This is a genomic window from Dactylosporangium sp. NPDC049525 (genome assembly GCF_040676755.1).
Lineage (GTDB): Bacteria > Actinomycetota > Actinomycetes > Mycobacteriales > Micromonosporaceae > Dactylosporangium.
This window is the reverse complement of sequence record NZ_JBFAPO010000132.1, coordinates 1-6,398: the sequence shown is the minus strand read 5'-3', so window position 1 is coordinate 6,398 and position 6,398 is coordinate 1. Positions and strand designations below refer to the sequence as shown.

Here is a 6,398-nt window from a genome sequence, read left to right as displayed (position 1 = left end):
CAGCAGGCCGGCACCGGTCCGGGCCAGCCGGCCGGCGCCGCCCCGGGGCAGCCGGCCGGTGCCGGCGCCGACCGGCAGCAGGCGCCGCGCTCCCGCGGGACCGTCTTCAGCCTCGCCGCGCTCGGGTTCGGGGTGTTCACCGCCGGGGTCTCGGCCGTGGCCACGCCGGTCGCCGCGTACCTGGCGCCGGTCGCCGGTGTCGCGCTCGTCGCCGGCCTGCTGAAACTGCCCGGCGTCACCGTCGACACCGGCGGCGCGCTGCGGCGCGCCCTCGACGGGATCTGCGTCGCGCTGTGGAAGTTCCTGACGCTGCTGGTCCTCGTGCTCGAACAGGACGGCCGGCCCAGCCCCACCATGTTCACCACCTGCCTGCTCGCCGTCACCGGCATCACGATCGCCGTCGTGAGCGGGGTACGGGCGCCGTTCCCGCGCTGGGCCGCCGTCACCGCCGCCGGCGGGGTGGCGCTGATCGTCCTCGGCCTGGCCGTCCTGCCACTGCGGCCCCCCGGCGACGGCGTCTGGCTGCTGGCCGCGGGCGGGCTGCTGGTGCTCGGCTCGGTGCTGGTCTGGGCCGGCGCGTGCCGGTCCGTGGACGCCGACCGCCAGCCGAACCGGGCGGCGACCGACGGCACCCTGATCGGCGACCCGCTGCTGGTCGCCCCGGTCCTCGCCGGCGCCGCCGCCGTGCTGTACGCCCTGCTCAGCCGGGGACAGCTGGGCATGACGGCGATGGTGATCGGCACGTTCGCCGTCCTCGCCGTCGCGGTGCGGGAGCTGCTCGAGGCGGTCGCGCTGCGCCGGTACAGCGGCCAGCTCGACGCGCAGGAAGCGACGTTCCGCGCCCTGGTCGCCGGCTCCAGCGACGTGATCGTGGTGCTGGACCCGGACCTTACGGTGCGGTGGCAGTCGGCCGCCGCGGCCCGCCAGTTCGGCCTGTCGGACCAGGAGGTCGTCGGGCGGCCGTTCCGGCACCTCGTGCACCCCGACGACCTGCACCTGGTGGCGCCGGACCGGGCCGGGTCGCAGCCGGTGCGGGCCAGGATCCAGGACGGCTTCGGGGTGTGGCGGCCGGTCGAGGTCACCGTCACCGACGAACGCGGCAACCCCGAGGTCGAGGGCGTCGTGGTGCACCTGCGCGACGCCAGCGCGCAGCAGGCGCTGGAACACAGCCTGCAACGCACGATGCGGGTCGACCCGCTGACCGGCCTGGCGAACCGCGGTGCCCTGCTCGCGCAGCTCAACGAGGGCGGCGGTTACCTGATCACGATCGGCCTCGACGGGTTCGCGGGCGTCAACGCCCTGCACGGCTCCGACGTCGGCGACGCGATGCTCGTCCAGGTCGCCGCCCGCATCCGGGGCGCGGCCAACCCCGGTGACGTCGCGGCGCGGCTCAACGGCGACGAGTTCGCCGTGTACACCAGCGTCGACAAGGTGCACGCGTTCACGCTCGCCATGCGGCTGCTCGGAGACCTCGGCGAGGCGTACCCGCTGCCCGGCGCCGACCTGCAGCTGTCCGCGGGGATCGGGCTCGCGCCCGTCGGCGGCGGCGCGGAGGAGTCGCTGCGCCGCGCCGGGCTGGCCCTGCGGCGGGCGAAACGCGGCGGGCGCGGCAAGGTCGAGTGGCACGACGCCGAGGTCGAGGACGCCTACGTGCGGCGGGCCACGCTCGAGCAGCACCTGCCGCAGGCGGCGGAGCGCGGCGAGCTGGACCTCGCGTACCACCCGGTGTACGACCTCGTCGAGGGCCACCCGATCGGCGTCGAGGCGCTGCTGCGCTGGCGGCACCCGACGCTCGGCACCGTCCCGCCGAAGGAGACCCTCGAGGTCGCGCGGGAGCTCGGGATCACCCGTGAGATCCACGACTGGGTGCTCAACCAGGCGTGCCGGCAGCTGTCGTCGTGGCAGCACGAGGGGTACCGGCTGTGGATGTCGGTCAACGTCGCGATCGACGACCTCGTCGCCGCCGACTTCGCCGGCCGGCTGAGCCTGACCCTGGACAGCCACCAGATCGACCCGGCCGACCTGGTCGTCGAGCTTTCGGAGCGGGAGCTCGGCGTCGACCTGGACCGGGCCGTCGAGCCCATGGCGACGGTGCGGGCCATCGGCGTGCGGACCGCGCTGGACGGCTTCGGCACCGGCGCCACGTCGCTGGCGCACCTGCGCCGCCTGCCGACGGACATGCTGAAGGTCGACGGGGCCCTGTTCACGTCGCAGCCGACGGCCGGGGGACCGGCGGCGCCGATCATCGACGTCGTGGTGAAGCTCGCGCAGCGGCTCAACGTGACGGTCGTCGCCCACGGTCTGGAGGCGGAACGGCACCTGGAGGTCGTGCGGACCGCGGGCTGCCGGTACGGCCAGGGCCATTACTACGGCACGCCCGCACCGGCGGAACGCATCGAGGCCGCGCTGGTGCGCCAGCGGACCTGGTGAAGCCGGGGGTCACAGCGGGGGTCACGGCAGGGGTCACGGCATCCGGGTGGTGATCGGCCGGTCGCGGTGCACGTGCAGGACGCTGAACGTGATCGGCTGGTCGGGCTTGTCCTGCCAGCCGACCGCGAGGCGGAGCGTCTCACGCGTGGACGGGAACAGCATCTTGCCGGTCGCCACGACGGGCAGGCCCAGCTTCGCCGGCTGGGAGCCCCGGTTCTTCAGGTTGCCGCCGACGACGTTGATGAGCTCGCCCATGGCGTCGGTGACGTCGCGGTCGGTGACCTCGTCGGGCTCCATGGCGAGCATCAGGCCGGTGATGTCGTTGGCGGCGGCCACCGGTACGAGCACCCGGACGTGCCCCTCCCAGGCGCCGGTGATCGACACGGCCGCGGTGATCGGCCGCAGGTCCAGTCCCGGTTCGAACTCCGTCAGCTGGGCGTCCGGCTGCTGCAGGTACGCGTCCCAGACCTCGTTGACGATCTCGACGAGGTCCCGGTTGGCGAGGCCGGACTCGGTGATCGAGGCGTCCACCATGCGCACTCCAGAGGTCGTGAGGGGGTGTACCTACCCCGCATGGTGCCAGCCGAAAGTGGCAGTTCCGGAAAAATAGGAAAATCCGCATCGGCCGCCGGCCGGTGCCTTCCGCCCGCAGCGGAATGCGGCCGCGGGGCTCGGTGCGCGGCCGTGCCGTCGCCTAGGGTCGGGCGCATGGAGCACAGCTCGCGGTTCCGCTACGACCGGCGCCCCGACGACGATCCGCCGGCCCCGCCGCCCCAGCCGGCCCCCTGGCTCGACGAGCAGCTGTTCGGCCGCCGCATGGTGTTCCTGCGTGGCGTGATCGAGCCGGAGCTGGCCGGCCGCGCCGCCGCGACCCTCCTCGCCCTGGACGCGCTCGGCCCCGACCCGATCACGCTGCACCTGGCGGCGGAGGAGGGCCAGCTCGCGGCGGTGTTCACGCTCGTGGACGCCCTCGACGCGGTGCACGCCCCGGTCCACGCGACCGCCGTCGGCCAGGTCGGCGGCGCCGCGATCGGCGTGTTCTGCGCGGCGCAGACCCGCTCGGCGTTCGCACACGCCAGGTTCCGCCTGTCCGAGCCGAAGGTGACCAGCCCCGGCGGCACCGCCGACCAGGTCGTCGCCGAGGCCGGCCGGTATCTGCGCGACCTGGAGGACCTGGTGCTGCGCATCGCCGCCGCGACCGGCCAGCCCCGGTCCCGGGTCGAGGACGACCTGTCCATCGGCCGGGTCCTGTCCGCCGAGGAAGCCGTCGAATACGGCCTGATCGCCTCGATCACCTCGCGCTAGCGGCCCGGGCCGCCCCGCGGCCGGCGCCGGGCGTGCTGGCTTGCCGGCGGGTGATCTACTAGGTTCTATCGCAACGGCGATCGGTCGCCCGCACGAGAGGAACAGCTGGGTGAGCAGCACGGAACACGGCCGGATCGACACCTCGGTCCCGCACCCGGCCCGGCGCTACAGCTACTGGCTCGGCGGCAAGGACCACTTCGCCGCCGACCGCGAGTCCGGCGACGCGATCGCCGCGGCCTTCCCGGCCGTGGTCGCCCTGGCCCGGGCCAACCGCGCCTTCCTGGGCCGCGCCGTGCGGTTCCTCGCAGAGTCCGGCGTCCGCCAGTTCCTCGACCTCGGCACCGGCCTGCCCGCCCCGGACAACACCCACGAGGTCGCGCAGCGCGTCGCCGCGGAGTCCCGGGTGGTCTATGTCGACAACGACCCGATCGTGATGGTCCACGCCCGCGCACTGCTGCAGGGCGACCCGCGCGGCCGCACCGCCTACCTCGAGGCCGACGTCCGCGACCCCGGGGCGATCCTCGCGCACCCGAGCCTGCACGAGACCCTCGACCTGGCCGAGCCCGTCGCGCTGCTGCTGGTCACCACCCTGCACTTCGTCCACGACGACGCGCAGGTCGCGGCCATCGTCCAGCACCTGCTCGACGCGGTGCCCGCCGGCAGCTACCTGGTGATCACCCACGGCACGATGGACTTCAGCACGCCGGAGGGCGTCGCCGCCTACGAGAAGATGTTCGCCGCCGGCGGCACCGACGTGCGGGCCCGCCCGAAGGCCACCATCGAGCAATACTTCGCCGGCCTGGAGATCGTCGAGCCCGGCATCGTCCCGGTCGGCGACTGGCGCCCCGACGCCTCCGCCGACCGCCCCGTCAGCGCCGACCTGCAGATCTACGGCGTGGTCGGCCGCAAGCCGTAACACCGGCGACCTGCCGTCGCCGGCCCCTGCGGGCCGGCGGATCGTCGCGCGCTGAGCCTGCCGGGCGCACCGGCCGATCGGGCGAAGCCGCGGTCGCGCTCGCCTGCGAGAGTTGGTCGCATGTCTGGGGCGCAGAAGCGGTGCTATGCCCGCTGCGACGGTCTCTACATGTCCGCGCAGCATGAGGAACACGACGGCCGCCACATCGTGCGGTTCCTGGTCTCGCACGAGGTGGTCACCGCCGCGGTCGGATCGAGGGACGACCCGGTGACGCTGGCGGAGCAGGTCGCCAACTGGCTGGCGCCCGGACATCCCAACGTTCCGGCGGGCCGGTGTGAGCACGACGGCGCCGAGCTCCGGTTCGTCGTGTCGAGCGCATACGGCAGCGTCTCCTACGCCGGGTACGTCAGCCAGGACGGCCTGGAGCTGGAGCTGGCGTGGCACAGCGACATCAACGGCAACAGCGGCACCGAGCACTACCAGTTCGTGCCGGTGCGGTCGCTGGGCGGCGACCCGGGTCCGCCGGCGGCGCCGGCCGGCTAGTGGAACCTCGTCACCGCCGTGCGGACGAGGGCGGCGACGGCCCGGGAGCGGGTGTGCGGGGGCCAGGCGAGCACGGTGGTGACGTGCGGGGCGTCGGTCAGGGCGACGGCGGTGTGCGCGCTCCACAGCCATGACCGGGACGAGGCGCAGAGCACGGCCATGGTGCTGCCGAGGGCGATCAGCTGGGCCAGCTGCGACTGGTCGTGGATCTCGGGGCCCGGGCCGGGCTCGTAACTGCCGTCCTGGCCGGGCCAGCGGGCGACCGGCAGGTCCGGCACGTCGCTGATGTCGGCCATGGTCAGCGCCGTCCGCGCGGCCAGGGGATGCCCGGCGGGCAGGATCGCGACCTGCTGCTCGGTCAGCAGGTCCTCGGTGTCGAAGCCGGCGAGGGCGTCGAAGGGCCGTTGCATGAGCGCGACGTCGGCGCGGCCGTCGCGCAGCATCCGCGCCTGGTCTCCCAGGCCGCACAGCAGCACCTCGATGTCGGCGGCGCCGGGTTCGGCGGCGTGGGCGTCGAGGAGTTGCCGCAGCAGTTCGTGATTGGCGCCGGCCTTGGTCGCGAGGGTCAGGCGGTTCGTGGAGGATGCGGCGCGGCGGGTGCGGCGGGCCGCCGCGGCGGTCGCGTCGAGGATGGTGCGGGCCTCGTCGAGCAGCACCTGGCCGGCGCCGGTGAGCGTGACGCCGCGGCGGTTGCGGTCCAGCAGGGTGACGCCGAGGCGCCGTTCGAGCTGCTGGATCGCCCGGGACAGCGGGGGCTGGGCGATGCCGAGGCGCTCGGCCGCCCGGCTGAAGTGCAGTTCCTCCGCGACGGTGACGAAGTATCTGAGCTCGCGGGTCTCCAGCGTCTCCACGCAACGACCATACCGGCCGGGTATCACAGCGTACCGAGATGATGTAAGGACCCGGCCCGCCGGCGCGTCAGCATCAGCGTCATGAGTGACACGAAGACCGCGCTGGTGACCGGCGCGAACAAGGGACTCGGCTACGAGATCGCGGCGGGGCTGGGCGAACGGGGCTACCGCGTGGCGGTCGGGGCCCGGGACACGGCGCGGGGCGAGGCGGCGGTGAAGACGCTGCACGCCGCCGGGGTGGACGCGTTCGCGGTGCCGCTGGACGTCACCAGCGACCGGAGCGGGGGGGGGGGCGGGGGGCGCCGGGGCCCCCCGGGGGGGGGGGGGAAAACACCCCGCCGCAACGGGGGGGT

General features: G+C 74.3%; 7 protein-coding genes. 5 read left to right on the top strand and 2 right to left on the bottom strand.

What is annotated here, in order from left to right; all coding sequences use genetic code 11:
• Window positions 1-2,430 (top strand): EAL domain-containing protein (locus AB0K00_RS57400; protein WP_363540102.1); only part of this gene is annotated, 2,430 nt, incomplete at its 5' end.
• 33 nt (window positions 2,431-2,463) lie between these two features.
• Here the strand turns inward: AB0K00_RS57400 and AB0K00_RS57395 are convergent.
• Complete coding sequence (locus AB0K00_RS57395) at window positions 2,464-2,964, bottom strand: chemotaxis protein CheX (RefSeq protein ID WP_363540100.1); 501 nt, start codon at window positions 2,962-2,964, stop codon at window positions 2,464-2,466.
• Window positions 2,965-3,138: 174 nt separating this feature from the next.
• Here AB0K00_RS57395 and AB0K00_RS57390 point away from each other — a divergent pair, with 174 nt between their 5' ends.
• The 3 genes from AB0K00_RS57390 to AB0K00_RS57380 all read left to right on the top strand — a co-directional run bounded on the left by AB0K00_RS57390 (window position 3,139) and on the right by AB0K00_RS57380 (window position 5,194).
• Window positions 3,139-3,735, top strand: a complete 597-nt coding sequence (locus AB0K00_RS57390; RefSeq protein WP_363540098.1) for an ATP-dependent Clp protease proteolytic subunit — start codon at window positions 3,139-3,141, stop codon at window positions 3,733-3,735.
• A gap of 109 nt (window positions 3,736-3,844) precedes the next feature.
• A complete protein-coding gene (locus AB0K00_RS57385; protein ID WP_363540096.1) occupies window positions 3,845-4,651 on the top strand; it encodes an SAM-dependent methyltransferase in 807 nt (268 codons plus the stop codon).
• Window positions 4,652-4,819: 168 nt separating this feature from the next.
• Complete coding sequence (locus AB0K00_RS57380; protein ID WP_363540094.1) at window positions 4,820-5,194, top strand: hypothetical protein; 375 nt, start codon at window positions 4,820-4,822, stop codon at window positions 5,192-5,194.
• On the opposite strand, the gene AB0K00_RS57375 is transcribed toward AB0K00_RS57380, so the two are convergent.
• Window positions 5,191-6,036: a LysR family transcriptional regulator gene (locus AB0K00_RS57375; protein WP_363540104.1), complete on the bottom strand. Its 846-nt coding sequence runs from the start codon at window positions 6,034-6,036 to the stop codon at window positions 5,191-5,193. The genes AB0K00_RS57380 and AB0K00_RS57375 overlap by 4 nt on opposite strands.
• 90 nt (window positions 6,037-6,126) lie before the next feature.
• Between AB0K00_RS57375 and AB0K00_RS57370 the strand changes: the two genes are divergently transcribed.
• The coding region (locus AB0K00_RS57370) for an SDR family NAD(P)-dependent oxidoreductase (protein WP_363540092.1) at window positions 6,127-6,398 on the top strand (272 nt) is incomplete at its 3' end.